Consider the following 25379-nt stretch of genomic DNA (forward strand, 5'->3'; position numbering starts at 1 on the left):
GAGAGCCGCCCCGGCGGTGGGAGAGAATCATGGGTATCAGTATCTGGCAATTGCTAATCATCCTGGCGATCGTGCTCATCCTGTTCGGCGCCAAGCGGCTGCGTACCCTGGGCAGCGACCTGGGCACGGCGGTGAAGGGCTTCAAGAATGCCGTCCAGGAAGGCGAGAAAGCGGACGCCGCCCCGGAAAAGCTGGAGGGCAAGGAAGGCCAGACCATCGAGGGTGAAGCGACCCGCGAAAAGGACAAGGCCTGAGACCGGCGTCCCCGCCCTTGAGGGCGGGGCACAGGCATCATGTTTGATATCGGTTTCTGGGAACTCGGCCTGATCATGGTCATCGCCCTGCTGGTGGTGGGGCCGGAACGGCTGCCGCGCCTGGCGCGCACCGCCGGCCTCTGGTTGGGCAAGGCGCGCAGCGTGGTGCGCAGCGTCAAGTCCGAGATCGACCGCGAGATCGCCGCCGAGGAACTCAAGCAGACCCTCGCCAGGCAGGCCGAGTCCGCCGGCCTGCACGAGATCATCGAGGAGACGCGCGACGCCGCAACCGCCGCCGAGCAGCTGCTGCGACAGGACGTCGCGGAGACCCCGTCGGTTTCCGATGCCGCCCCCGCGGGGGAGGCCGAAGCGGCCGCGAAGCCTGCCATCCAGCGCCAAGATGACCACGCCTGAACCGCCGACCGAACCGGTCGAGGACAACGAACAGCCGTTCATGTCGCATCTCCTGGAGTTGCGCGACCGGCTGCTGCGCATGGTGCTGGCAGTGCTGGTGCTGTTCCTGGTCATGAGCCCCTTCGCCAACAGCATCTTCTCGCTGATGGCCGAGCCGCTGAGCCGCAATCTGCCGGAGGGCGCCTCGCTGATCGCGGTCGAGGTCATCGCCCCCTTCCTGATCCCGCTCAAGGCAACCCTGGTGCTGGCCATCTTTCTGGCCATGCCCTATGTGCTCTACCAGGCCTGGGGTTTCATCGCCCCCGGCCTGTACCGCCACGAGCGGCGCATCGCCCTGCCGCTGCTGGTCTCCAGTACCTTCCTGTTCTATGCCGGCGCGGCCTTCGCCTATTTCGTCATCCTGCCCATCCTCTCGCTGTTCCTCACCAGCACCGCGCCCGAGGGGGTGGCGGTCACGCCGGACATCGGCAGGTATCTGGATTTCGAGATGATGCTGTTCTTCGCCTTCGGCGCGGCCTTCGAGGTGCCGGTGGCAACCTTCGTCATGGTCTGGATGGGCATGACCACCCCCGAGGCCCTGGCCGAGAAGCGTCCCTACGTGGTGGTCGGTGCCTTCGTCATCGGCATGTTGCTGACCCCGCCGGACATCATCTCCCAGACCCTGCTGGCGGTCCCCATGTGGCTGCTCTACGAGCTCGGCATCTTCGTCTCCCGCAGTTTCCTGGCGCGCCGGGCGCGTGAGGCCGCCCCGGAGGAGACAGGGGAGGCGCCGCTCAGCGAGGCGGAGATGGAGGCCGAGCTGGACCGCATCGAGGAGGAAGAGGATAAACAGTCCGGTCACTGAACGCCCGGGCCGCGCCCTGGGGGCCTGGCTGAGTCTGCTGTTGCTCGGCTGCCTGCTGGCGCCGTTCCCCCTTGTGGCGGCCAACCGCCTGCTTGGCCATCCCTCACCCTATCTCGCCATGCACGGCGAGGATCCGGTCGACTGGCAGCCCTGGGGCCGTGCCGCCCTGGAGCAGGCGCGGCGCGAGAACAAGCTGTTGTTCATCTCCAGCGGCTACTTCGCCTGCCACTGGTGTCACGTCATGCAGCGCGAGAGCTACCGCGATCCGCAGCTGGCCGCCTTCATCAACAAGCACTTCGTTCCGGTCAAGGTCGACCGCGAACTGCAGCCGGCGCTGGATGCGCAGTTGATCGACTTCGTGGAGCGCAGCCGGGGCAGCGCCGGCTGGCCGCTGAACGTCTTCCTCACGCCGGAGGGTTATCCCCTGGTCGGCGCCACCTACCTGCCGGCGGATGAATTCCGCAGCCTGCTGGAGAGCCTGCAGCAGCGCTGGGCAAGGGAGGCGCAGGAACTGGCCCGGCTGGCGCGCGAGGCGGCGGGCGCCCCCGAGGCGGCGTCCGCCGAGCCGATCCCGGTGGATCCGCGCTATCTGCGCCAGGCGCTGCGCAGCCAGTGGCTGGGCTATGCCGACGAGCTGCAGGGCGGCTTCGGCGGACAGTCCCGCTTTCCCATGGCGCCCCAGCTGCTGGCCGGCCTCGAACTGCTGGCCCGGCAGGAGGAGCCCACGCTGGAGGCCCACCTGCGCCTGACCCTGGAGCAGATGGCCGGCCGTGCCCTGCGCGATCACATTGGTGGCGGTTTCTTCCGCTACTGCGTGGATCCAGGCTGGGAGACCCCCCATTTCGAGAAGATGCTCTACGACAATGCCCTGCTGGCCCGGCTCTATCTGCGCGCGGCGCGCCAGCTGGCCGAGCCGCGCTGGGAGGAGGTCGCCCGCGAGGCCCTGGATTTCCTGCTGCGCGAGATGTGTCCCGGGGAGGGCGGCTGCGTGGCCAGTTTCTCCGCGGTCGATGCCGAGGGCGTCGAGGGCGGCTACTACCTGTGGACGAAGGCGGTGCTGGGGCAGACCCTGCCGGAGGCAGACCGGGGCCGGCTGCAGCGCCTGTTCGGGCTCGATCGTCCGCCGCGCTTCGAGGCGGGTTACCTGCTGGTTCCGGCCATGCCGCTGGCGGATTTCGCCCGCGCCGAAGGCCTGAGCCTGGAGGCCGCCCGGCGCTGGCTGGACGGGGTGCGTGGGCGGCTGCTGGCGGCGCGCAGCCGGCGCAGTCTGCCGGTGGACGACAAGCGGCTGGCCGGCTGGAATGCGCTGGTGCTGAGCGCCCTGGTGGAGGCGGCACAGGGTATGTCGACGGCGGCCGACCGGCAGCGCTTTCGGGCGGCGGCGGACCGGATGCGGCTCTTCCTGTTGCGCGAGTTCCGCGCTCCCGATGGCAGCCTGCGCCGGGCCCGGGGGTATGACGAGACCCTGGGCCGGGCCTCGCTGGAGGACTATGCCTATGTCGCCGAGGCGCTCTGGGCCTGGGCGGAGGCCTACGGCGACGCCGGCACGCGGCAGGCGGTGCAGGCCCTGGTGGCCGATGCCTGGCAGCGTTTCCACGATGCCCGCGGCTGGCGTCTCGACGATCGGCCGCTGCTGCCCTGGGGCAGCAGCGAGCCGGCCCTGGCCGACGGCGCACTGCCCTCGCCCTCGGCGGTGCTGATCCGGGTCAGCCTGGCGGTGGCCGCGCGCCAGGGCGACAGCGCGCTGCGCCGCCAGGCGGAGGCGGCCCTGCTCGCCGCCGCCTCCACGGTGCGTGACCATGCCTTCTGGTATGCGAGCCACGTGGCGCTGTACCCTGCGCCCGGGGATTGAGCCGCCATGCTCCGCAGGAGCAGCCTCCAGGCCGCGATTCCCGGCGGGTCAGGCCACGCCATCGTCCGGGGCCCGATGCAATTTCCGGGTTGGCAGCCTGTCGGACTTGGGACTGATCTATTGTGCGGGCAGGAGAACGGCCCGAATCTCCCCGGTTTCTCGTTGCGTAGTGCCCACGATGCGTCTCGAAATCGTGAAGATTCGTTCTCGTTCTCCCACCATGCTCGCTACGATCGCCTGAATCCGGCATATTCAGTTGCCGGGTTAATAACACCACGCCAATCGCGGCCTGGAGGCCGCTCCTACCAGGGTGCCGCCATGCCCCGCAGGAGCGGTCTCCAGGCCGCGATCCCCGGCGGGTCCGGCCACGCCATCATCCGGGGGCCTGATGCAATATCCGGGTTAGCGATAGCGCATCCGGGTGCCGTGCTCCAGGGAGAGGACGATCTCCTCCGCGGCCAGCTCGGGCGGGAACAGGCAGCCGGAGATCTTGGCGGCATGGATGCTGGCGCCTTCCAGACGGCACTGGCTGAAGTCGATGCCGCGCAGGTCGGCCTGGCGGAAATAGGTGTTGCGGAAGTCGATGCCGGCGGCATCAAGTCCCTTCAGGTCGATGCCACGCAGATCGACGCCGGACAGGTTGATGGTTGCGCCTTCCGCCTTCTGCTGGTTGAACTCGTCGATGCGCCCCTCGCGCAGCAGCTGGTAGAGCGGATCGTCGCTGATGCTGGGTGTGGTCTGTTCGCTCATGGTCTCTCCCTCGTGGTTGCCGGAGGCATGGAAACCGCCATCCCCGCACGGGCGGTCGTCTGAACGGCAGGGTAGCAGTCCGGCGGGGTGGCTCCAAGTGCGGTTTCAGTTGCCGGAAGGGTGCAGCCAGCGGTACAGCACCGGGATCAGCAGCAGGCTGACCAGCAGCGAGAAGCCCAGGCCGAAGACCAGGGTCTGGGCCAGCGGCTGCAGCATCTCCGCCCCGGCCCCGGCGCCGACCGCCAGCGGTGTCAGGCCCATCACCGTGGTCAGGGTGGTCATCAGGATGGGCCGCAGCCGCTGGCGGCCGGCGGCGACGATCGCCGCCCCCGCTGCCTCGCCGCGCTGGCGCAGCAGCTCGATGTATTCCACCAGCACGATGGCATTGTTGACCACGATGCCGGCGAGCATGATGAAACCCAGCCAGACCGGCATCGACAGAGGCACCTCCAGCCAGGGCAGGGCCAGGGCCGCGCCGGTCGCGGCGAAGGGCACGCCGAGCAGGATCACCAGCGGGTTGCGCAGCGACTCGTACTGCACGGCCATCACCACCAGCACCAGAAACAGGGCCAGGCCGAGCAGCTGCTGGCTGAGGCGGCGGCCCTGGCGCAGTTCGTCCAGCACGCCGGTGTCGTACACCCGGTAGCCGTCCGGCAGTTCGAGCTGTTGCAGCCGCTCCCTGACCTCGCGGCTGATCTCGCTGAGCGGCCGCGCCCCGGTCAGCGAGGCGGAGACCTCGACGATGCGCTGCTGCTGGTCGCGCAGGATCTCGGCTGGCGCGGCGGCGATCTCGATCCGTGCCAGATCGCCCAGATGGACCGCGGGGCGCCCCGCGTCGGAGGCGAACAGCAGCAGGTTGCCGAGCTGGTCGAGGCTCTCCAGCTCCGGCTGCGGCAGGCGCAGGCGGATGTCGAACTGCCGATCCCGGTCGAGGAAGTCGCTCACCACCCGTCCCTCCAGGGCGTAGTTGAGGGCCGTGCCGATCTCGGCCAGGCTCAGCCCCAGCTCGGCGGCCCGCTCACGGTCGATGCGAACCACCAGTTCCTGGCGCTGGGTCTCGCTGGAGCTGACGATGTTGCGCAGTCCCTCGACCTCGCCGAGCAGCCCGCTGAGCACCTGGCCCAGTTCGGCCAGCACGGCCAGGTCCGGTCCCTGCACACGCAGGTTGATGTCGTCCTCGCCGCGGCCCAGGCGCAGGCCGCGCAGGCCGCGCAGGCGCAGATAGACCCGGTAACCGACCAGCTTCAGGCGGCTGATCTCGTCGTTCATGCGTTCGATCCAGCGGTTGGCGTCGATGCCGCGTTCGGCCAGCGGCCGCAGCTGGACATACAGCGAAGCACGGCTGCTCAGCTCGCGGGTGGTGCGGCCGAAGATGAAGCCGCCGGTGGTGACGAACACCTGGCTGACCTCGGGCTGGGCCAGGAACAACGCCTCCAGGCGGCGCACGCCGGCGTCCATCTGTTCCAGGGTGATCCCCGGATCGGCGCTGACCCCGACATAGATCTGGCCGTCGTCGAAGCTTGGCAGGAACAGCTGCTTGCCAGCCAGGAAGGGCGGCAGGCTCCAGCCCAGCAGGGCGATGAACAGGCCCACCAGCAACAGCTGGCGGGCCGGCCGACGCAGCAGGCCGGCGAGCAGCCAGCCGTAGCCGGCCTCCAGGCGGGCCATCAGCCGGTCGAAGCCGCGCCGCAGCCGCGTGGGGCGGGAATGTTCCTGCAACCGGGCGCCCCAGGCCGGTACCAGTGTCAGGGCCACCACCATGGAGGCGAACACGGCCGAGGCGACGGTGAAGATCAGCTCCCGGAACAGCAGGCCGATGAGACCGCTGATCAGAAGGAAGGGCAGGATTGCCGCCAGGTTGGTGGAGGTGGAGGCGACGATGGGACTGTTGACCTCGGCGGCGGCGGCCAGGCCGGCCGAGGTGCCCGTCTGGCCGGCGCGCTGGTGGCGCTGGATGTTCTCCAGCATGACGATGGTGCTGTCGACCAGCATGCCGATGCCCACCGCCAGACCACCGAGGGTCATCACGTTGAGGGTCAGGCCGCCCAGCGCCATGGCCAGGAAGGTGACGCAGAGGGCGATGGGAATGGCGCTGCCGATGATCAGCGTACGGCGCAGATCGCCAAGGAAGAGGAACACCACCGCCATCGCCAGCAGGGCCCCGGAGAGGGCCGCCAGGGCGGCGTTGTTCAGGGCATGGCGGATGTATACCGCCTGGTCGCTGACCGCGTCGACCTGGATGTCGGCCGGCAGCAGTCGGTTGTCTCTCATCCAGGCGAGGCGCTGGCGCACCGCGTCGACCACCGCAACGGTGTTGGCCGTGGGCTGTTTCTGGATCGACAGCTTGACGCCGGGACGCTGGTTGAAGCGCACGCGGATGCGCTCGTCCTGGTGGGTGTCGCGGACCTCGGCGACCTCGCCGAGTGGCAGGCTGCCGCCACCGGGCAGCGCCAGCGGCAGGGCGGCGATCTCCTCCAGGCGGCTGAAGCGGCCGGCGGTGCGGCTGGCGTATTCCCGCGCCGGGGTCTGCAGGCGGCCGCCGGGCAGATCCAGATTGGCGCGCCGCAGCTGCTCGGCGAGGTCGTCCAGCGACAGGCCGACGGCGTTCAGCCGCTGCAGGTCGGGGAGGATGCGGATCTCGCGCAACAGGCCGCCGCCGACCTCGGCCGCCGCCACCCCTGGCAGATTGAGAAACCACTTGCTGAACACATAGTCCACCCAGTTGCGCAGTGCCACACCATCACGGACCGGCGAGCTGACCACGAATTCGACGACGGCGATCTGCGAGGGGTCGCGCTTGTAGATGATCGGTGGCTGGATGCTGTCCGGCAGGAAGCGTTTGGCGCGGTCCAGGCGGATGCTGGCATCGCGCAGGGCGACGTCGATGTCGGTGCCATAGGGGAAGGACAGATCGACCGAGCTGCTGCCTTCGGCGCTGCGCGACTGCACGGCGATGGCGCCCTCGGTGATTGCCAATTGCTCCTCCAGCTGACGGGTCACACGGTCTTCCATGATCCGCGCCGGCACCCCCGGGTCGAGCACCCGCACGCGGATCTCGGGATAGATGATGTGCGGCAGCAGGTCCACCGCCAGCCGCTGGTAGGCGAACAGGCCGAGCACCACCAGCGCCAGGGCGATCATGCTCACCCCCACCGGGTGGCGGATCGACCAGGCCGCCAGGCCGCCGCCGGCCTCAGCCGGCATCGCCCTGCCGTTCCGCCGCGGTGACGACCTCCACGGCCTTGCCGTCACGCAGGCCGAGGAAACCCCGGATGACCACCTGCTGGCCGGCGGTCAGCCCCTCCAGCAGCTCGATCTCCTCACCCAGCGCCAGGCCGGTGCGGACCGCCTGGCGGCGCACCCGCTGTCCGGCATCCAGGCGGTAGACATATTCGCCGCGCGCGTCGCGGCGCAGCGCCGCCAGCGGCAGCAGCAGGCGGTGCCGTGGCTTGCCGGCGAGGGTGACGCGGCACAACTGGCCGGCGCGGGCCCCCGCTGGCACCGGTTCCAGGGCGACCTCGATCACCCCCTGGCGGGTGGCCGGGTCGATGGTCGGATGGATGCGCCGCACCCGGCCCGGGAAGCGCGCCTCGCCCAGGGCATCGATGCGCAGCTCGGCCGGGTCGCCGGGCGCGATCTCGGCCAGCCGCAGTTCCGAGACCGTCAGTTCGGCGACCAGGGAGGCGGGGTCGATGAGGGTCAGCAGATGGGTGAAGCTCGGCACGGCATCGCCCGGTTCCACCCGGCGTTCGGCGATCAGTCCGGCGAAGGGGGCGTGGATCTGCATGTAGCCGAGGCGGGTCTCGAGCAGCCGCAGTTCGGCACGGGCGACGCGCAGGGCGGTTTCGGCCTGCAGTCGTTCCTCGGCGGACACCAGGTTCTTCTCCGCCAGGCCGCGGATTCGCGCCAGGTCCTGTTCGGCCTGGCGCAGCGTGGCGCGGGCCTTGTCCAGCTCGGCGCGCAGCAGGGCGTCGTCGAAGCGGATCAGCAGCTGGCCGGCGCGTACCCGGTCACCCTCGTAGACCGCGATCTCGCGGATCAGACCCTCCTCCTGATTGTGCAACCGCACCAGCCGCCGGGCGCGCAGGGTGCCGGGGCGGGTGAAGGGGCGCCGCTCGCTACGTTCCACCACCGCGGCCACTTCCACCCAGTGGGGGCGGGCCTTGGCGGTGGCCGGGGCCGACGGGGCTTCCGGCTGGCAGCCGGCCAGCAGCAGGGCGGCGGTGGCCAGGGCAGCGAGCAGCAGGGATGGAATGGTCGGGCGCGGGCACTGGGCCATGACTGTCGGTCGCCGGAGTCTGGGAAGATTCGATGTTACCAGTTGGCCGGCAAATGTCACCGCATCCCCCGGGCCGCCTCCCTGGATTCAGTCCCGGCCCGTGAGACAGGCGTCGATCTGTACCAGCAGCCGCTGCAGTCCGAGGGTGTCCTCCGGGTAGTCCCTGAACATCTCCTCCCCCATCGGCGCGATGGCGCTGTCGTGGGGCAGCGGCCGGCCGGCGTCGAGCAGGGCCCGCAGCCGCGGGATCAGCACCCACTGCAGCCACTGGTGGAAGGCCAGGGTGTCGTGGCAGAAGGGCAGGGGGCTGGCCAGGGCCGCCGCCGAGGGCGGGTTTGCCTCCCACAGTCGCTGGCGGCGCAGTTCGGCTTCCAGACGATCGAGGAGGTCGGCAAGCTGCTGTGCGCTCATGGTGGGAATCCGTTCGTCCGAAGGGGAAGGGGATTATAGCGCGCCCGGCGGACGGTCCAGGCAGCGGTACTGAATGGCCTCCGAGAGGTGGCTGGCGGCGATCCGCTCAGCGTCGGCCAGGTCGGCGATGGTGCGGGCCACGCGCAGGATGCGGTGCCGGGCACGGGCGGAGAGGCCGAGGCGTTCCACCGCCCGATGCAGCAGCTGGTGGTCTGCGGCGGCCAGTCGGCAGGCGCTGTCAAGCAGGGACCCGGCCAGCTGGGCGTTGGTCGTGCCGCGGGCCTGCTGGCGTGCCCGGGCCTGGATGACCCGCCGGCGCACCTCGGCGCTGTCCTCGCCCGGTGGCCCCTCCAGCCGCTCTGCCGGCTGTCGCGGCACGCTCACCTGCAGGTCGATGCGGTCCAGCAGGGGGCCGGAGAGGCGGCCGCGGTAGCGCTGCACCTGGTCCGGGGTGCAGCGGCAGGCGCGGGCGGGGTCGCCGAGGTGGCCGCAGGGGCAGGGGTTCATGGCCGCCACCAGCTGGAAGCGGGCCGGGAACTCGGCCTGGCGCGCGGCGCGGGAGATGGTGATGGTGCCGCTCTCCAGGGGTTCGCGCAGCACCTCCAGCGCCCGACGCTCGAATTCCGGCAGTTCATCGAGGAACAGCACCCCGCGGTGCGCCAGGGAGATCTCCCCCGGCCGCGGCCGGCTGCCGCCACCGACCAGGGCCGTGGCGGAGGCGCTGTGATGGGGGTTGCGAAAGGGCCGGCGTTTCCAGTTCCCGGCCTGCAACGGCCGGCCGGCGATGGAAGCGATGGCTGCGGCTTCCAGCGCCTCCTCGCGGCTCATCGGCGGCAGGATGCCCGGCAGCCGGGTGGCGAGCATGCTCTTGCCGCTGCCGGGCGGGCCGATGAACAGCAGATGGTGGCCGCCGGCCGCGGCGATCTCCAGCGCGCGGCGGGCCTGTTGCTGGCCGCGTACCTCGGCCAGATCGAACTCGGGACGGGGGTGGTCGGCCGGCGCCGCGGCGGCCGGGGGCGAGGCGAGGGGCAGCGGCTCGTTGCCCTGCAGGTGGCGGCACACATCGAGCAGATGGCTGGCACCGTGGACCCCGGGTCCGCCGGCCAGGGCCGCCTCACTCGCATCGGCCTCGGCCAGGATCAGCCGGCGTCCGGCAGCCGCGGTCTGCAGGGCGAGGGGCAGGGCGCCGGGGATGGGACGCAATGCTCCGGAGAGCGCCAGCTCGGCAGCGAACTCGTAGCCGTCCAGGGTCTCCAGCGGCAGCTGGCCGGAGGCGGCGAGGATGCCGAGAGCGATCGGCAGGTCGAAGCGTCCGCCTTCCTTGGGCAGGTCGGCCGGGGCGAGGTTGATGGTGATGCGCCGTGCCGGGAAGTCGAATCCGGCGTTTTGCAGGGCAGCGCGTACCCGGTCCTTGCTTTCGCGCACCGCGGCCTCCGGCAGGCCGACGATGGACAGGCCGGGCAGGCCGTTGGCCAGATGGACCTCGATGGTGACCAGCGGCGCCTCGATGCCGAGCTGCGCGCGGCCATGGACGATAGCCAGGGACATGGCGTTCCTTCCTTGGTGCTCATTGCCTGAGGCGCCCCTTCCTGGGGCGCGCGCCGACGGGGCCTCAGCCGCCGTCCATGTCCTGCTCGGGGGCGGCTGGCGTTCCGCCGGCCGGCGGCTCGTCCAGCAGCTGGCGTTCCAGGGCCTCCACCCGGCCGGTCAGGTCTTCCAGCTTCTGCCGGGTACGGGCCAGCACCCGACTCTGGATGTCGAACTCCTCGCGGGTCACCAGATCGAGCTTGCCAAGGGCGTTCTGCACCGCGCTGCGGATGGTCTTGTCGAGGTCCGTCTGCAGCTCGCGCAGACCACCGGGCATGGCCGCGTTGATGCGCTGTGCCAGGTCGTCGAAGAGTTTGGGATCGATCATGGCGGCCACTTTAGCCCATGGTCTCCGCAGGCGTCCAGTGCGGCGCAGCGCGCACCAAAAGGGCGCACAGGGATGGTGCATGCTGGAGCTGAACGGCCTGTTTTGGTGCGGCAATTGGGGCGGCGTCACCGGCCGACAGGAATAACATGCTGTATTTCAAGAAAAATAAAAGATGGCATGGGACATGCAAAATCCCGGGGGAAGACAAATGCCGAAAGGAGCGCGGCATTCGGAGAAGTCTCAACCAAAAACTAATGCCTAGCTACTGACCAAGACTGGAGAAACAAACCATGAATACCTTCGCCAAAGCCGGCGTCGCTGTTGCGATGGCCGCTCTCTCTGCCTCGGCGGCCGCCGAGATCAGCGGCAACGTGGCCCTGGCCACCGATTACATGTTCCGCGGCGTGTCCCAGACCGACAATCAGATGGCCCTGCAGGGCGGTTTCGACTGGGCACACGAGAGCGGCTTCTACATCGGTGCCTGGGCATCCAATGTCGATTCCAACTTCTTCTCCGGTACCTCGACCGATCCGCAGCTGGAGGCCGATCTGTATCTCGGCTATGCCGGCGAGGTTGGCGAGTTCGGCTATGACCTGGGTGTGATCCGCTACAGCTATCCGGGCTATGACGACGCCAATACCACCGAGGTCTACCTGACCGGCAGCTACAGCTTCTTCAGCGCCGGTGTCTACTACTCCAACGAGCTGAACTTCGTCGGTGTCAGCGAGAGTGCCTGGTACATCGATCTCGGCGCCGAGTACGAGGTCGCGGAAGGCGTCACGGTCGCGGCCCATGTCGGTTTCTCCGACGGCGATGCCTATGACTCGGTCGCCAGCGGTGGTCTGGGTTCCGACTACATGGACTACAGCATCGGTGTGTCCACCGAGATGGCCGGTGTGGGGCTGGACCTGACCTATGTCGGCACCAACAACGATGGCGAGGACATCTTCGGCGGCGTGGCCGACGATCGGGTGGTGTTCACCGTGTCCAAGAGCTTCTGATCGAGCGATTGACAGCCCGCCCTTCGGGCGGGCCTTAAATCTGGAGAAGTCATATGAAACTAGTTACTGCAATCATCAAGCCCTTCAAGCTCGACGACGTCCGTGAGGCGCTGTCCGAGATCGGTGTCCAAGGTGTGACGGTCACCGAGGTCAAGGGTTTCGGCCGTCAGAAGGGGCATACCGAGCTCTACCGCGGTGCCGAGTATGTGGTGGATTTCCTGCCCAAGGTCAAGCTGGAGGTGGCAGTCAACGACGATCTGGTCGATCAGGTCATCGAGGCCATCAGCAAGGCGGCCAACACCGGCAAGATCGGCGACGGCAAGATCTTCGTCTTCGATCTGCAGCAGGCGGTTCGTATTCGTACCGGGGAAACCGGTCCGGAGGCGCTCTAATACTAACTAACGTAACAGCCGTTGTTACGGAGGATTGAAAAGTGGAAGCGATTACTCAACTCAGTTATGCGCTCGACACCTTCTACTTCCTGGTGTCCGGTGCCCTGGTCATGTGGATGGCCGCCGGTTTCGCCATGCTGGAAGCCGGTCTGGTGCGTTCCAAGAACACGGCCGAGATTCTGCTCAAGAACATCGCCCTGTTCGCCATTGCCTGCATCATGTACATGGTGGTGGGTTACAACATCATGTATCCCGGGGAGGGAGTCAGCTCGGTGTGGCCCGGCATCAGTTTCCTGCTCGGCGGTGACAACACCGTGGAAGAGGTACTGGCCAGTGGTGGCGAGACCTACTACTCCAGCATGTCCGATTTCTTCTTCCAGGTGGTGTTCGTGGCCACGGCCATGTCCATCGTTTCCGGCGCCGTTGCCGAGCGCATGAAGCTGTGGGCCTTCCTGATCTTCGCCATCTTCATGACCGGCTTCATCTACCCGCTGCAGGGCTACTGGAAGTGGGGCGGTGGTTTCCTCGACGGCCTCGGCTTCCTTGATTTCGCCGGTTCCGGCGTGGTGCACCTGTGTGGCGCTGCCGCGGCCCTGGCCGGTGTCCTGCTGCTTGGCGCACGCAAGGGCAAGTACGGTCCGAACGGCGAGGTGCATCCGATCCCCGGTGCCAACCTGCCGCTGGCTACCCTCGGTACCTTCATCCTCTGGCTGGGGTGGTTCGGCTTCAATGGCGGTTCCGAGCTGAAGATCTCCGATATCGGCGAGGCCAACGCCGTGGCCCTGGTGTTCGTCAACACCAACATGGCGGCGGCCGGCGGCGTGGTTGCCGCAGCCATCACTGCCCGCATCCTGTTCGGCAAGACCGATCTGACCATGGCCCTGAACGGCGCCCTGGCCGGCCTGGTCGCCATCACCGCCGAACCCCTGACCCCGACGCCGCTGCTGGCCACCCTGATCGGTGCCATCGGTGGTGTGCTGGTGGTGTTCTCCATCATCAGCCTCGACAAGCTGCGGATCGACGATCCGGTCGGTGCCATCTCGGTGCACGGCGTGGTCGGCATGTGGGGCCTGATCGCCGTGGTCCTGTCCAACCCGGATGCCACCCTCGGTGCCCAGCTCACCGGTCTCGGCGTGATCCTCGGCTGGACGCTGGTCGCCTCCCTGGTGGTGTGGATGGTGATCAAGGTCGTCATGGGCCTGCGCGTCAGCGAGGAGGAGGAGTACGAGGGCGTGGACCTCGCGGAGTGCGGCCTGGAGGCCTATCCGGAGTTCACCGGTGCCAAGGGTTCCGGCATCTGAGCCCTGCCCCGATCCAGATATCCAGGGACGGATGTTTCAGAACCAGCGGGCGCCGAGAGGCGCCCGCTTTTTTTGTGTGCGGAAAACGCGGACGGCGTGAAGTCAGGAGTAGGAGCGGTCTCCAGGCCGCGATGTTCCGGGAAATCTTTCGCTGACTGTAAGTGAAACAACACGCCTCAGAGATTGCGCAGGACGCATGGTGGCAGCGAACCGCATTCCCCTGGTTTTTTGGGACGGCGATAAGTCTCAGAGCCGCTTGTGGGCGCCGTCGCAGAACGGCGGCCTGGCGCTGTGCTTGCAGCCGCACAGCCAGACCTTGGTGGGTTCGCTGAGTTCGAAATGGATGGGTTCCAGGCCGGTGCCCTGGTGGGAGCCGTCGCAGAACGGCGGGTTCTTCGAGCGGCCGCAGGCGCACCAGTAGTAGCTGCCGGCGTCGAGTTCCAGGACGTGGGGCTTCTTCTGTACGATGATCGGCTCGGTCATGTTGCCTCCCGGGTCAGTGCTGTTCATGATGGCCTGACCATAACGTGTCGGGGGGTGACCGGTAAAGCCGGTCACGGGAGAAAGGGGGCGTTTTGCCGCGCTCCACCTTGGATGATACTAAGACAAACGATAACAAAGCCTCATTCAGCGGGTCTCTGGGCGATCAGCCCGCAAGGCGCAATGGCGCCGGCAGGGTGATTCCCTGTCAAGCCATTGCAACGTTGCGGATGGCCGTCCAGAGGCCCGCCCGCAGGGAGCTTGCCAGGCGCCCCGGCTCTGCGTTGTGCCCCTTGGCAAGGGCGGGCCATTCCCTGCGGAGCACGCCTTGATCCGGGGCGCCTGGCAAGCTCTGAATGAGGCTTTGTTATCGTTTGTCTTAGTAAGTCCTGCTTGAGCGGGTTGGAGGGGCGTTGGGTTTGTTGATGGCCAGGGGGCTGGCCCTGCCGGGGCTGGGTCCGGTCGACTGTGTGCTGGAGGTGGGGGAGTGTATTGCCTTGTCCGGGCCTTCCGGTGCTGGCAAGACACGCCTGCTGCGTGCGCTCGCCGATCTCGACCCGCACAATGGCGGGCTCTGGCTGGATGGGCGACCGGCCGAGGCCGTCGCGCCCTGCGACTGGCGACGCCAGGTGGGGCTGCTGCCGGCGGAGAGTGCCTGGTGGCGTGAGACGGTGGGGGAACATTTCCGGCGGCCGCCGCCGGCCAGTCTCCTGGAGGCCGTGGCTCTCGACCCGGCCGTGCTCGACTGGCCGGTGGTGCGCCTTTCCAGCGGTGAACGCCAGCGGCTGGCCTTGCTGCGTCTGCTGCTTAACCAGCCGCGGGTGTTGCTGCTCGACGAGCCGACGGCCAATCTCGACGTCGACAACACTGCCCGTGTGGAACGGCTGGTCGCTGATTATCGCCAGCGGCAGGGGGCTGCCGTACTCTGGGTCAGCCATGATATGGACCAGCTGCAGCGGCTGGCGCAGCGCCACTGGCGGATCGAGGGCGGCCGTCTGCAGGAGGCCGGGGCATGATCCGCCTGCATGCCGCGGATCTGCTGCTCGCGGCTGCGCTGGTGGGTCTGATGGCGCTGTTCGCCGGACGTCTGGGGCGTGCCCTGCGCAACCAGTTGCTGATCGCCGCGCTGCGTACCCTGGTGCAGCTGCTGCTGGTCGGCCTGGTGTTGAAGGTGTTGTTCGAGCATGCCACCCTGTACTGGGTGGCATTGATGGGCTTGTTCATGCTGGCCGTGGCCGGTCGCGAGGTCCGGGCGCGCCAGGGTCGGCGGCTGCGTGGCTGGTGGGGCTATGGCGTCGGCACCCTGTCGATGTTTCTGTCCTCCTTCACGGTGATCCTCTTCGCGCTCCTGGTGATCATCGGCAACCAGCCCTGGTATCAGCCGCAGTACGCCATTCCGCTGCTCGGCATGGTGCTTGGCAACACCATGAACGGCGTGTCCCTGTCCATGGACCGGCTCAATCAGGCGGCCTGGCAACAGCGTGCCGAGATCGAGGCGCAGCTGATGCTCGGCTATCCGGCCGCCGAGGCCGTCGCCGACATCCGTCGACAGGCGGTGCGCAGCGGTCTGATCCCGATCATCAACGCCATGGCCGCGGCCGGCGTGGTCAGTCTGCCGGGGATGATGACCGGCCAGATCCTTGCCGGTGCGCCACCCGTGGAGGCGGTGAAGTACCAGATCCTGATCATGTTCCTGATTGCCGCCGGCAGCGGTTTCGGTACCCTGGTGGCGGTGGGACTTGGCGTGCGCCGGCTGTTCGACAGCCGCCAACGGTTGCGGCTGGACCGCCTGGAGGCATCCTGAGTCATCGGCAGGAGAGAGGAGGAAGGCGGATGAGATGCGCGAGAGGCGGCTTGCTGGTCCTGCTGTTCAGCGCCGGGCTGGCGGCGGCCGAGGTCTATCGCTGGACGGACGCCGAAGGTCGGGTGCATTTCGGCGACCGGCCGCCGGCCTCCGGTGCCGAGGTGGTGCCGCTGCGCTCCGCGCCGTCAGCGGCCGGGGCGCCGGACGAGGCCGAGCGGCGGGCGCGCCAGCAACGCCTGTTGCAGGCCTATGGCGAGGAGCGGCTGAAGAAGAAGGAAGCGGCGCGGCGCCAGGCCGCGGATGCCGCCGCGCGGCGCCGGCGCTGCCTCGACGTGCGCGACCGGCTGAGGCGTTATCAGCGCGGCGTGCCACTGTACCGGCTCGACGACGCCGGTCGCCGGGTCTATCTGGAGGAGGCACAGCGGGCAGCCTTGATCGGCCGGCTGCAGCGGGCCGAGCGCGAGTTGTGTCAGTAGGGGGGAAGACAGGAGCCAGGAGCTAGCCCGGATATTGCACCAAGGCGGTCTGCATGATCGGCATTGAGGCTGTTATACAAGACCGAGATGACCATGAGAGAGCCGTTTGGGCAGGTTACACTTTGTACCTGTTCGATCGACTCCGGGCATTGCCCGCCGTGGATCCCCCGATCGCGGCCTGGAGGCCGCTCCTACCCTCTAGCCCGGATATTGCACCAAGGCAGGCTCCGTGGGCCGGGGTGGCAGGATGGCGCGGTACCCCTTGCGCCTCGATCGCGGCCTGGAGGCCGCTCCTACCATGGTGCCGCCATGCCCCGTAGGAGCGGCCTCCAGGCCGCGATAGGGCGGACGTTGCCCGCCAACCAACTTCCAACGCCCGGCTTCCAGCTTCTAGCTTCCAGCTTCTAGCTTCCAGCTTCCAGCTGCAGGGCGCGGCGCATGAATTCCGGCTGGGCCAGGGCGGCGCGGTGGATGTCGGCGTTGTAGTAGCGGGTTTCGAAGCTGCGTGTCGCGGCGTCTTCGCTGCGGAACTGGCGGGGGTCGACGCCCTTGCCACCCAGGGTCGCCGTCCACCAGCCGGAGGGGTAGACCGGTTGCGGGAAGTGCAGGCTGAGGGTGTGGTCGAAACCCGCCGCGCGCATCGCCGCGTGCATCGGGCCGATGATGTCCATGTGATAGAGCGGTGACTCGCTCTGCTGCACGATCAGGCCCTGCTCACCGAGTGCCTGCCGGCAGTCGCGGTAGAAGGCCTCGGTGAACAGGCCCTTGGCCGGGCCGATGGGGTCGGTGCTGTCGACGATGATGACATCGACGCTGCCGGGTTCCGCCTCCCGCATCCAGCGGATGCCGTCGCCGAAGAAGAACTCGGCGCGCGGGTCGTCGTTGGCGCTGCACAGCTCGGGGAAATAGGTCTCGGAAAGGCGCGTCACCCGTTCGTCGATCTCGACCTGCAGGGCGTGTTCCACCGCCGGATGGCGCAGCACCTCGCGCAGGGTGCCGCAGTCACCACCGCCGATGATCACCACCCGCCTGGGGTCGGGATGGCTGAACAGCGCCGGGTGGGACATCATCTCGTGGTAGAGAAAATTGTCCAGCGTGCTCAGCATGATGAAGCCGTCGATCACCATCAGCTTGCCGAAATGCTCGGTGTCGTAGATCTCGATGCGCTGGTAGTCGCTCTGCTCTTCGTGCAGCTTGCATTTGATCTTCAGGGAGAAGGCGGAGCCGCCTTCCTCGCAGACTTCGGTAAACCAGTGGCTGTCCAGGGTCATGGCGGCCTCTCGGGATCGGCTGACAGGATCGGGGATCGAGACCTTACCAGATGAGGGGGCCGCTTTGAATCCGTGGCGGTGCAGATTCTGCTTCCCTTGACGACCGTTTTGACCGTATCTTACGCCGTCATGTGGACCACCGACCAAGCCGCTTCGACCTACGCCCTGCACCACTGGGGCGAGGGCTATTTCGAGATCTCGAAGGCGGGCCATCTGCGGGTGCGCCCGCACCGCACCGCCGGGGCCGCCATCGATCTCTATGAACTGGCGGCGGAGCTGCGTGACCGTGGGGTGTCTCTGCCGGTGCTGGTGCGCTTCGACGATATCCTGCACGACCTCATCGACACCCTGAGTGCGGCCTTCGAGGCTGCGCGGGTGCAGCGCGATTACCGCGGCCGCTACACCGCCGTCTATCCCATCAAGGTCAATCAGCAGCGCAGTGTGGTGGAACAGATCCTGGCGCATGGCGGTGAGCGGGTCGGACTGGAGGCGGGCAGCAAGCCGGAACTGATGGCGGTGCTCGCCCTGTCCCGGCCCGGTGGCATGATCGTCTGCAACGGCTACAAGGATCGCGAGTACGTGCGTCTGGCCCTGATCGGCCGGCGCCTCGGGCTGGCCGTGCACCTGGTCATCGAAAAGCTCTCGGAACTCGATCTGGTGCTGGAGGAGGCGGCGGCGCTGGAGGTCGAGCCGCTGCTCGGTGTGCGCGTGCGCCTGGCTTCGCTCGGCGCCGGCAAGTGGCAGAACACCGGTGGCGAGAAATCCAAGTTTGGCCTGCATGCCCGGCAGGTGCTGCAGCTGGTGGAACGTCTGCGAGCGGCCGGTCACCTGGGCTGGCTGCGCTTGCTGCACTGCCATCTCGGTTCACAGGTCGCCAATGTGCGCGACATCCAGAACGGCATGCGCGAGGTGGCGCGTTACTACGCGGAGCTGCATGCGCTGGGTGCACCGCTGGCGGTGGTCGATGTCGGCGGCGGCCTGGGTGTCGACTACGAAGGGACGGCCTCGCGCAGCGACTGTTCGGTCAACTACAGCGTGCAGGAATATGCCAACAATGTCGTGCAGGCGCTGGCGGAGATCTGTACGGAGAAGACGTTGCCGCCGCCGGACATCGTCACCGAGTCGGGGCGTGCCATGACGGCGCATCATGCGGTGCTGATCAGCAACGTGACCGACATCGAGCAGGCGCCTGGCACCGGCGCCATGGAACCACCCTCGGAAGACGAGCCGGTGATCGTGCGCACGCTGTGGACGGTATTCGAAAACATCGCGCCACGTACCGCGCTGGAGGCATGGCACGAGGCCGAGTACTGGCTGGGCGAGGCACGCACCCTGTACCTGCATGGCGTGCTGTCGCTGGCGGAACGGGCGCGGGTGGAATCACTGTATTTCGCCATCTGCCATCGCCTGCGTCCCCTGCTCAAGGGCCATCCCCCGGCGCGACGGCAAGTGCTCGACGAGCTGAACGACAAGCTCGCGGACAAGTATTTCCTGAACTTCTCCGTATTTCAGTCGCTGCCCGACGTCTGGGCCATCGGCCAGATCTTCCCGGTCATGCCGCTGCACCGGCTGGACGATCCGCCGACCCGGCGCGGCGTGATCCAGGACCTGACCTGCGATTCCGACGGCCGCATCGCGCGCTATGTCGATGGCGAAGGCGTCGAGACCACCCTGCCGTTGCATCCCTTCCGCCGCGGCGAGGAATACCTGCTTGGCGTCTTTCTGGTTGGGGCCTACCAGGAGATCCTCGGCGACATGCACAACCTGTTTGGTGATACCGATGCCGTGAACGTTGCGCTCGACGGAGAGGGCGGCTATCGAATCACCCAGGTCGAGCAAGGCGATACGGTGGACGAGTTGCTGCGCTATGTGCACTTCGATACCGGGGCGATGCAGGCGAGTTACCGCGACAAGATCGCCGCCGCCGGTCTGGACGAGGCGCGCGCCCGGCAGTATCTCGCCGAGCTCGAGGCCGGGCTGGCCGGCTATACCTATCTGGAAGACTGAGGGCGAGCGGGCGGCGGCGCCCGGCCGCAAGGAGAGGGAAGATGAGTGAGATCCACGTGGTTCATGCCCCGAGCGAGGCCGAGCTGAGCGTGCTCGGGGTGCATGACTGGCCGATCTGGGAAAAGGAGGTATCGCGTTTCCCCTGGGTCTACGACAGCACCGAGACCTGCTATTAACCCGGCAACTATCCATGTCATGTTCAGCCGGTCACACACCGGCCTGCCCTTTGCAGGTCATATGGTTAGGGGCTTCAAGGATGGCCCGGCTCCGCGTTATAGCTCTTGCCAAGGGAATCACCCTTGCCTGCGAGCTATGCCTTGATCCGGGCCATCCTTGAAGCCCTGAACACGACATGGATAGTTGCCGGGTTACTAAGACAAACGATAACAAAGCCTCATTCAGCGGGTCTCTGGACGATCAGCCCGCAAGGCGCAATGGCGCCGGCAGGGTGATTCCCTGTCAAGCCATTGCAACGTTGCGGATGGCCGTCCAGAGGCCCGCCCGCAGGGAGCTTGCCAGGCGCCCCGGCTCTGCGTTGTGCCCCTTGGCAAGGGCGGGCCATTCCCTGCGGAGCACGCCTTGATCCGGGGCGCCTGGCAAGCTCTGAATGAGGCTTTGTTATCGTTTGTCTTAGTAATATCTGCTGGCCGGCGAGGTGGTCGTCACCCCGGAAGGCGGCGAGCCGGTGCGCCTGGCCGCCGGTGATCTGGTCACCTTCCCCGCCGGCATGGCCTGCACCTGGGACATCCGTGCCCCGGTGCGCAAGCACTACAACTTCGAGTAGCGCGCTACTGCACGGTCGAGCGGCAGCGGCACAGCTGCTGCTGCACCATGCGCATCAGCTGGCCGAGCGTCATCTCCACGGGCAGTTCCTGGATGTTGGAGAACCACACCTGTTCCACCTGGCAGTCTTCGTCGCTGTATTCCTCGGGTACCAGCGGCCGGCCGATGAACATGCCGGTCTCGCCGTTTTCCAGTACCACGGTGATGATCTGAAGGCCCTCGAATCGCATACCCCACCTCCTGGCCAGTAGCCACTTTTATGGGCATATAAATACAAAGCATAATGCGTGCCGGGGGTTGTTCGTCTACCGAAAAACAGGGTGTTGGCCGCATGGCGGGTGCTCGGGAGCGGGTGAGGTCGTGTCGCCTGACGGCATGCTGACGCGCGGCGTCAGCCCTTTACCTTGAGCAGGATGGCGTCGATGTGGTGTTCCTTGAGGCGCGCGCGGATGGCGTTCAGGGTCTTCAGGTCACGGAAGGGGCCAAGCCGGACCCGGTGCCAGGTGTCACGGCCGTTGATGGTCACGGTCTGGATACTGGGTTCGAGGCCGAGCAGGGCGAGCTGCGCCTTCAGCTGGTCGGCCTGGCCGAGGGTGCGGAAGGAGCCGGCCTGCAGCAGATAGACGCCAGGCTGCTCCACCTGGGCGACGCCGGCCCGGGGCCGGCCGGTGATCGCCTGTTCCGGGACCACCACCTCCATCTCCGGCAGGATGCTGTAGAAGTCGAAGCGCGGCTTGGGCGCCGGCGGCAGGGCCTTGGGTGTCCGCTGTCGCGGGGCGGCTGGCGCGCTGGGCGGGCGGCCGCCGGCCGCGACCGGCGTGGCCGGGTTCTGTGGCCGTCCGCCGAGCCAGACCAGGAAGGCGATGAACAGGCCAAGAGCCAGGCCGGCAGTCAGCCAGGCCCAGCCGGGCAGGGAGCGGCGCTTGCGGCGGCGGCTGGCGCGGTGCTTGTAGTCGCGTGGCATCGGCGGCTACATACTCTCCGGCGCGGAGACGCCAAGCAGGCCGAGGCCGTTGGCGATCACCTGGCGGGTCGCCTCGATCAGGCAGAGGCGCGCGTTGCGCAGCTGCTCGTCGCCCACCAGGAACTGGTGGGCGTTGTAGTAGGTGTGGAAGTCGTTGGCCAGTTCGCGCAGATAGTGGGCGAGCTGGTGCGGCTCATGGTAGAGGGCCGCCGCCTCGACCACCTCCGGATAGCGCGACAGGCGGATCATCAGCTCCTGCTCGTGGCGCTCGTGCAGCAGGCGCAGATGGTTCAGGCCGTCGCTGGCGTCCCAGGCGAGTCCCTTCTCCTGCAGCTGGCGCTGCACGCTGCATACCCGGGCATGGGCGTACTGGATGTAGTAGACGGGGTTGTCGGCGGACTGTGACTTGGCCAGGTCGAGATCGAAGTCCAGATGCTGCTCGCACTTGCGCATCACGTAGAAGAAGCGCGCCGCGTCGTTGCCGACCTCGTGGCGCAGCTCGCGCAGGGTGACGAACTCGCCGGAACGGGTGGACATCTGCACCTTTTCACCACCGCGGTAGAGGATGGCGAACTGCACCAGCAGCACGTCCAGCTTCGAGGGGTCGTCGCCCAGCGCCTCGAGCGCCGCCTTGACCCGCGGCACGTAGCCGTGGTGGTCGGCGCCCCAGACGTCGATCACCCGCTCGTAGCCGCGCTCCAGCTTGTTCATGTGGTAGGCGATGTCGGAGGCGAAGTAGGTGGTCTGGCCGTTGTCGCGTACCACCACCCGGTCCTTTTCGTCGCCGAAGTCGGTGGAGCGGAACCAGAGCGCACCGCCCTTCTCGTACAGGTAGCCGGCCTCGCGCAGCCGCTCGATGGCCTTCTGTACCTCGCCGGACTCGGTCAGCGATCGCTCCGAAAACCACGCCTGGTATTCGATGCCGAATTCCTTCAGGTCCTGGCGGATGTTGGCCAGGATCTCGTTCAGGCCTTCGTCGAACAGCTCGCGGTAGCGCTCGGGGCCGAGCAGGGACTTGATCCGCCCGATCAGGCCGTCGATATGGGCCTCCTTGTCGCCGCCTGCGGGTTCGTCCGCCGGCACGCCGTCGAAGACCTCGGCGGCGGCGAAGCGCCAGTCCTCGCCGTGGTTGCGGTGGATGGTGGCACCGATGTCCCAGACGTAGTCACCCCGATAGCCGTTGGAGGGAAACTCGAATGCTTCCCCACAGAGGTCCAGGTAGCGCAGATAGACGCTGGCGGCGAGGATGTCCATCTGCCGGCCGGCGTCGTTGACGTAGTACTCGCGGTGGACGCGGAAGCCGACCGCCTCCAGCAGATCGGAGACGGCGGCGCCGTAGGCCGCGCCGCGTCCGTGGCCGACGTGCAGCGGCCCGGTGGGGTTGGCAGAGACGAATTCGACCTGCACCGGGCGGTCCTCGCCGAGCCGTGCCCGGCCATAGCCCGCAGCCTGTTCCAGGATGCTGCCGATCACCCCGTGCCAGGCAGAGGGGCTGAGGAAGAAGTTGATGAAGCCGGGGCCGGCGATCTCCACCTTGGCCACCTCCTCGGAGGCCGGCAGGGCGGCGACGATGCGCTCGGCCAGCTCGCGTGGTTTCATGCGTGCCGCCTTGCACAGGGTCATGGCCAGGTTGGTGGCGAAGTCGCCGTGGCTGCGGTCGCGGGTGCGCTCGATGTGGATCTGCGGCTGCAGGTCGGCCGGCAGGGTGGCGTCGGCCTGGAGGGCCTGCACGGCGGCGGAGAGCAGGGAGACGAGCTGCTGTTTCATGGGTTCTCGGTGATCGGCGGAATGGGGTGTCAGGCCGGCTATTATCCCGTCCTGCCCCGGCGTTGCAACCGGCCCTCTCAATAGGTGTCGCTCGGATCGACATCGAGCGACCAGCGGACCCGGCGTGCACCCTCGATCGTCTCCAGTCGCGGGATCCAGCGGCCCAGCAGTCGGTGGAGGTCGCCGCGGGTCTCGGCCTGCAGCATCAGCTGGGCGCGGAAGCGGCCGGCCCGGCGTTCCATCGGTGCCGGCACCGGGCCCCAGAAGGCGACGCCGATCGGCTCCAGGGCCACGGCCGCGTCGTGCGCCGCCTGCAGGAAGTCCCGGGCCGCCTCCGGCCGCGGCGCCTCGGCGCGCAGCAGGGCCAGGAAACTGAACGGCGGCAGGGCGGCGGCGCGGCGCTCCGCCAGGGCCGCGCTGGCGAAGGCCGGATAGCCACCGTCGACCAGCTGTAGCAACAGGGGGTGTTCCGGGTGATGGGTCTGGATCAGCACCTCGCCGGGACGGTCGCCGCGGCCGGCCCGGCCGGCCACCTGCACGATCAGCTGGGCCATGCGCTCGCCGGCGCGGAAGTCGCTGCTGTACAGGCCCTGGTCGGACTCCAGCACACCCACCAGGGTCAAGGCCGGGAAGTGATGGCCCTTGGCCAGCATCTGGGTGCCGAGCAAGATGCGCGCCTCGCCACTGCGGGCGCGTTCCAGACTCTCCGCCAGACTGCCGCGGCGCCGGGTGGTGTCGCGGTCGATGCGCACCAGCGGCTGCTCGGGGAAGTGACGGCGCAGCACCGCCTCGATGCGCTCGGTGCCGGCGCCCAGCGCCCGCAGGTCGGCGCTACCGCAGTCCGGGCACTGGGCAGGGATCGGCTGGCGGGCGTCGCAGTGGTGGCAGTGCAGCCGGCCGGCCGCCTGGTGCAGGGTGAGGTGGGCGTCGCAACGCCGGCAGGCGGCCACCCAACCGCATTCGTGGCAGAGCAGGGCCGGGGCGAAACCACGCCGGTTGAGGAACAGCAACACCTGACCGTCCTCGGCCAGGTGCTCGCGCATCCGGGCGAGAAGGGGCCGTGACAGCCCCTCGTCCAGCGGCTGGCCGCGCAGATCGACGAGCCCGATGCGGGGCGGCAGGGCGCCGCCGGCGCGCTCCCGCAGCGACAGGTGACGATAGCGCCCGGTGGTGGCGTTGTGCAGGCTTTCCAGCGAGGGGGTGGCCGAGCCGAGGACGATGGGGACCCCCAGGTGCCTGGCGCGCCACACCAGCAGGTCGCGGGCCGAATAGCGAAAGCCCTCCTGCTGCTTGAGCGAGGCGTCGTGTTCCTCGTCGACGATGAACAGGCCCGGCCGGGCCAGCGGTGTGAACACCGCGGAGCGGGTGCCGATCACCACCCCGGCCTCGCCCCGGGCTGCGGCCAGCCAGGCATTCAGCCGCTCTCGGTCGCCGAGCGCCGAGTGCAGCACCGTGACCGGCTGTCCCAGGCGGGCCTCCAGGCGCTCGACGAGTTGGGGGGTGAGGCCGATCTCCGGCACCAGCAGCAGCACCTGGCGGCCCCGCTCCAGGGTCGTCTGCATCGCGCGCAGGTAGACCTCGGTCTTGCCGCTGCCGGTGACCCCTTCCAGCAGCAGGCCCTGGAAGCCGCCCAGCGCCTTGGTGATAGCGCTCACAGCGGCCTGTTGTTCCTGGTGCAGGGTCGGCGGCGGAGCGGCTTCGGCCGCGGGCGTTTCACGGGGGCTCGGTGTGGTCCGGCGTACCCAACCCTTGGCCAGCAGGGCGCGCAGCACGGCGTCGACCGGAGCGCCGCCGTCCTGCAGCGACTCGCGCGTCATTCCGCCGGGATGGGCGGCCAGTCGGGCCAGCAGCGCAGCCTGGCGGGGGGCGCGGCGCAAGCTGGCCAGATCCACCGCGGCTCCCTCGGCGGTCAGTTCCCAGCGCGCCGCCAGGCGCGGCTCGGCCGGGGTGCCTTGGCGCAGCAGGGCGGGCAGGGCGGCGTTGAAGGCCTCGCCGAGCGGGTGGTGGTAGTAGTCGGCGGCCCAGCGGACCAGGGCGAGGATGTCGTCGGGCAGCAGTGGCGCCTCGTCGAGCAGGGCCAGGGCCGGTCGCAGCCGTTCCCGCGGCAGTTCGCTGTGCTCGGCGAGGCCGAGCAGGATGCCCACCTTTTTCTGCCGGCCGAAGGGCACGCGCAGCCGCTGCCCCGGTCGCAGCCGGGTCGGGTCGCAGCCCGCCGGCGGCAGGTAGTCGAGGCAGCCGAACAGCGGTGCGGGAACGGCGATCTGCAGAATGGGCACGGGCATCTTGGGGTGCAGTGTGGCGACTCGCTGCAGGGCTGTCGAGTCCCTTCGCTTAGCGCCACTGTTTGAGCTGTTTTCTGATGAGGGGGCGCTAAGTCATTAGGCATGAAGCAACTTATCGGTTATCCACAAAAT

The 25379-nt window shown here is 68.1% G+C and carries 23 protein-coding genes and 2 pseudogenes; 13 read left to right on the forward strand and 12 right to left on the reverse strand.

The window, feature by feature from the left end; translation table 11 throughout:
* The first annotated feature begins 26 nt into the window (after window positions 1–26).
* From tatA to QVG61_RS00750, 4 genes are read left to right on the forward strand one after another with little or no spacing between them, the layout of a single operon-like run.
* Window positions 27–254: a twin-arginine translocase TatA/TatE family subunit gene (gene tatA / locus QVG61_RS00735; protein WP_354671225.1), complete on the forward strand. Its 228-nt coding sequence runs from the start codon at window positions 27–29 to the stop codon at window positions 252–254.
* Between the two features lie 39 nt (window positions 255–293).
* Entirely contained in the window at window positions 294–668 is a 375-nt protein-coding gene (tatB, locus tag QVG61_RS00740; RefSeq protein ID WP_289931386.1) for a Sec-independent protein translocase protein TatB, read from the forward strand.
* Window positions 655–1512 (forward strand): twin-arginine translocase subunit TatC, encoded by an 858-nt coding sequence (gene tatC / locus QVG61_RS00745; protein ID WP_289931388.1) that lies wholly within the window; start codon window positions 655–657, stop codon window positions 1510–1512. Before tatB ends, tatC begins: the two co-directional genes overlap by 14 nt.
* Before the next feature lie 40 nt (window positions 1513–1552).
* Window positions 1553–3364, forward strand: coding sequence for a DUF255 domain-containing protein (locus tag QVG61_RS00750; protein ID WP_289931390.1), 1812 nt, complete (start codon window positions 1553–1555; stop codon window positions 3362–3364).
* 402 nt (window positions 3365–3766) lie between these two features.
* On the opposite strand, the gene QVG61_RS00755 is transcribed toward QVG61_RS00750, so the two are convergent.
* The 6 genes from QVG61_RS00755 to QVG61_RS00780 all read right to left on the reverse strand — a co-directional run bounded on the left by QVG61_RS00755 (window position 3767) and on the right by QVG61_RS00780 (window position 10719).
* Complete coding sequence (locus tag QVG61_RS00755; protein ID WP_289931392.1) at window positions 3767–4114, reverse strand: pentapeptide repeat-containing protein; 348 nt, start codon at window positions 4112–4114, stop codon at window positions 3767–3769.
* Window positions 4115–4219: 105 nt separating this feature from the next.
* Window positions 4220–7318, reverse strand: a complete 3099-nt coding sequence (locus QVG61_RS00760) for an efflux RND transporter permease subunit (protein ID WP_289931393.1) — start codon at window positions 7316–7318, stop codon at window positions 4220–4222.
* Entirely contained in the window at window positions 7308–8393 is a 1086-nt protein-coding gene (locus QVG61_RS00765) for an efflux RND transporter periplasmic adaptor subunit (protein ID WP_289931396.1), read from the reverse strand. Before QVG61_RS00765 ends, QVG61_RS00760 begins: the two co-directional genes overlap by 11 nt.
* A gap of 87 nt (window positions 8394–8480) precedes the next feature.
* The gene (locus tag QVG61_RS00770) at window positions 8481–8804 is read right to left on the reverse strand and encodes a YqcC family protein (protein ID WP_289931398.1); all 324 of its coding nucleotides are present in this window, start codon (window positions 8802–8804) and stop codon (window positions 8481–8483) included.
* Window positions 8805–8837: 33 nt separating this feature from the next.
* On the reverse strand, window positions 8838–10352 hold the full coding sequence (locus tag QVG61_RS00775) for a YifB family Mg chelatase-like AAA ATPase (protein WP_289931399.1): 1515 nt from the start codon (window positions 10350–10352) through the stop codon (window positions 8838–8840).
* A gap of 64 nt (window positions 10353–10416) precedes the next feature.
* The gene (locus QVG61_RS00780) at window positions 10417–10719 is read right to left on the reverse strand and encodes an accessory factor UbiK family protein (RefSeq protein WP_289931400.1); all 303 of its coding nucleotides are present in this window, start codon (window positions 10717–10719) and stop codon (window positions 10417–10419) included.
* A 290-nt stretch (window positions 10720–11009) separates the two neighbouring features.
* On the opposite strand from QVG61_RS00780, the gene QVG61_RS00785 reads away from it, so the two are divergent.
* The 3 genes from QVG61_RS00785 to QVG61_RS00795 are packed head-to-tail and all read left to right on the forward strand — an operon-like array spanning window position 11010 to window position 13413.
* The gene (locus QVG61_RS00785; RefSeq protein ID WP_289931401.1) at window positions 11010–11720 is read left to right on the forward strand and encodes a TorF family putative porin; all 711 of its coding nucleotides are present in this window, start codon (window positions 11010–11012) and stop codon (window positions 11718–11720) included.
* Between the two features lie 53 nt (window positions 11721–11773).
* On the forward strand, window positions 11774–12112 hold the full coding sequence (gene glnK, locus QVG61_RS00790; protein ID WP_289931402.1) for a P-II family nitrogen regulator: 339 nt from the start codon (window positions 11774–11776) through the stop codon (window positions 12110–12112).
* Between the two features lie 41 nt (window positions 12113–12153).
* Window positions 12154–13413 (forward strand): ammonium transporter, encoded by a 1260-nt coding sequence (locus QVG61_RS00795; RefSeq protein ID WP_289931403.1) that lies wholly within the window; start codon window positions 12154–12156, stop codon window positions 13411–13413.
* 246 nt (window positions 13414–13659) lie between these two features.
* On the opposite strand, the gene QVG61_RS00800 is transcribed toward QVG61_RS00795, so the two are convergent.
* Entirely contained in the window at window positions 13660–13896 is a 237-nt protein-coding gene (locus QVG61_RS00800) for a CDGSH iron-sulfur domain-containing protein (protein ID WP_354671226.1), read from the reverse strand.
* 422 nt (window positions 13897–14318) lie between these two features.
* Between QVG61_RS00800 and QVG61_RS00805 the strand changes: the two genes are divergently transcribed.
* The 3 genes from QVG61_RS00805 to QVG61_RS00815 are packed head-to-tail and all read left to right on the forward strand — an operon-like array spanning window position 14319 to window position 16173.
* The gene (locus QVG61_RS00805) at window positions 14319–14909 is read left to right on the forward strand and encodes an ATP-binding cassette domain-containing protein (RefSeq protein ID WP_289931405.1); all 591 of its coding nucleotides are present in this window, start codon (window positions 14319–14321) and stop codon (window positions 14907–14909) included.
* The gene (gene fetB / locus QVG61_RS00810; RefSeq protein ID WP_354671171.1) at window positions 14906–15697 is read left to right on the forward strand and encodes an iron export ABC transporter permease subunit FetB; all 792 of its coding nucleotides are present in this window, start codon (window positions 14906–14908) and stop codon (window positions 15695–15697) included. Before QVG61_RS00805 ends, fetB begins: the two co-directional genes overlap by 4 nt.
* 29 nt (window positions 15698–15726) lie before the next feature.
* On the forward strand, window positions 15727–16173 hold the full coding sequence (locus tag QVG61_RS00815; protein ID WP_289931406.1) for a DUF4124 domain-containing protein: 447 nt from the start codon (window positions 15727–15729) through the stop codon (window positions 16171–16173).
* A 404-nt stretch (window positions 16174–16577) separates the two neighbouring features.
* Here QVG61_RS00815 and speE read toward each other — a convergent pair whose 3' ends face one another.
* Window positions 16578–17444, reverse strand: coding sequence for a polyamine aminopropyltransferase (gene speE / locus QVG61_RS00820; RefSeq protein ID WP_289931408.1), 867 nt, complete (start codon window positions 17442–17444; stop codon window positions 16578–16580).
* Window positions 17445–17573: 129 nt separating this feature from the next.
* Between speE and speA the strand changes: the two genes are divergently transcribed.
* The 3 genes and pseudogenes from speA to QVG61_RS00835 form a co-directional block, all read left to right on the forward strand.
* The gene (gene speA / locus QVG61_RS00825; RefSeq protein WP_289931409.1) at window positions 17574–19451 is read left to right on the forward strand and encodes a biosynthetic arginine decarboxylase; all 1878 of its coding nucleotides are present in this window, start codon (window positions 17574–17576) and stop codon (window positions 19449–19451) included.
* A gap of 41 nt (window positions 19452–19492) precedes the next feature.
* Window positions 19493–19624 (forward strand): annotated as a pseudogene (locus QVG61_RS00830) (cupin domain-containing protein); the annotation flags it as partial.
* 464 nt (window positions 19625–20088) lie between these two features.
* Window positions 20089–20235 (forward strand): annotated as a pseudogene (locus QVG61_RS00835) (cupin domain-containing protein); the annotation flags it as partial.
* Between the two features lie 4 nt (window positions 20236–20239).
* On the opposite strand, the gene QVG61_RS00840 reads toward QVG61_RS00835, so the two are convergent.
* The 4 genes from QVG61_RS00840 to QVG61_RS00855 form a co-directional block, all read right to left on the reverse strand.
* Window positions 20240–20464, reverse strand: coding sequence for a hypothetical protein (locus QVG61_RS00840; protein ID WP_289931410.1), 225 nt, complete (start codon window positions 20462–20464; stop codon window positions 20240–20242).
* Between the two features lie 161 nt (window positions 20465–20625).
* On the reverse strand, window positions 20626–21198 hold the full coding sequence (locus tag QVG61_RS00845) for an SPOR domain-containing protein (RefSeq protein WP_289931411.1): 573 nt from the start codon (window positions 21196–21198) through the stop codon (window positions 20626–20628).
* Between the two features lie 6 nt (window positions 21199–21204).
* Window positions 21205–22965, reverse strand: a complete 1761-nt coding sequence (gene argS / locus QVG61_RS00850) for an arginine--tRNA ligase (protein WP_289931412.1) — start codon at window positions 22963–22965, stop codon at window positions 21205–21207.
* 77 nt (window positions 22966–23042) lie between these two features.
* Window positions 23043–25247, reverse strand: a complete 2205-nt coding sequence (locus QVG61_RS00855) for a primosomal protein N' (protein WP_289931413.1) — start codon at window positions 25245–25247, stop codon at window positions 23043–23045.
* Window positions 25248–25379 lie beyond the last annotated feature (132 nt).

It is taken from the genome of Thiohalobacter sp. IOR34 (genome assembly GCF_030406045.1).
Lineage (GTDB): Bacteria > Pseudomonadota > Gammaproteobacteria > Thiohalobacterales > Thiohalobacteraceae.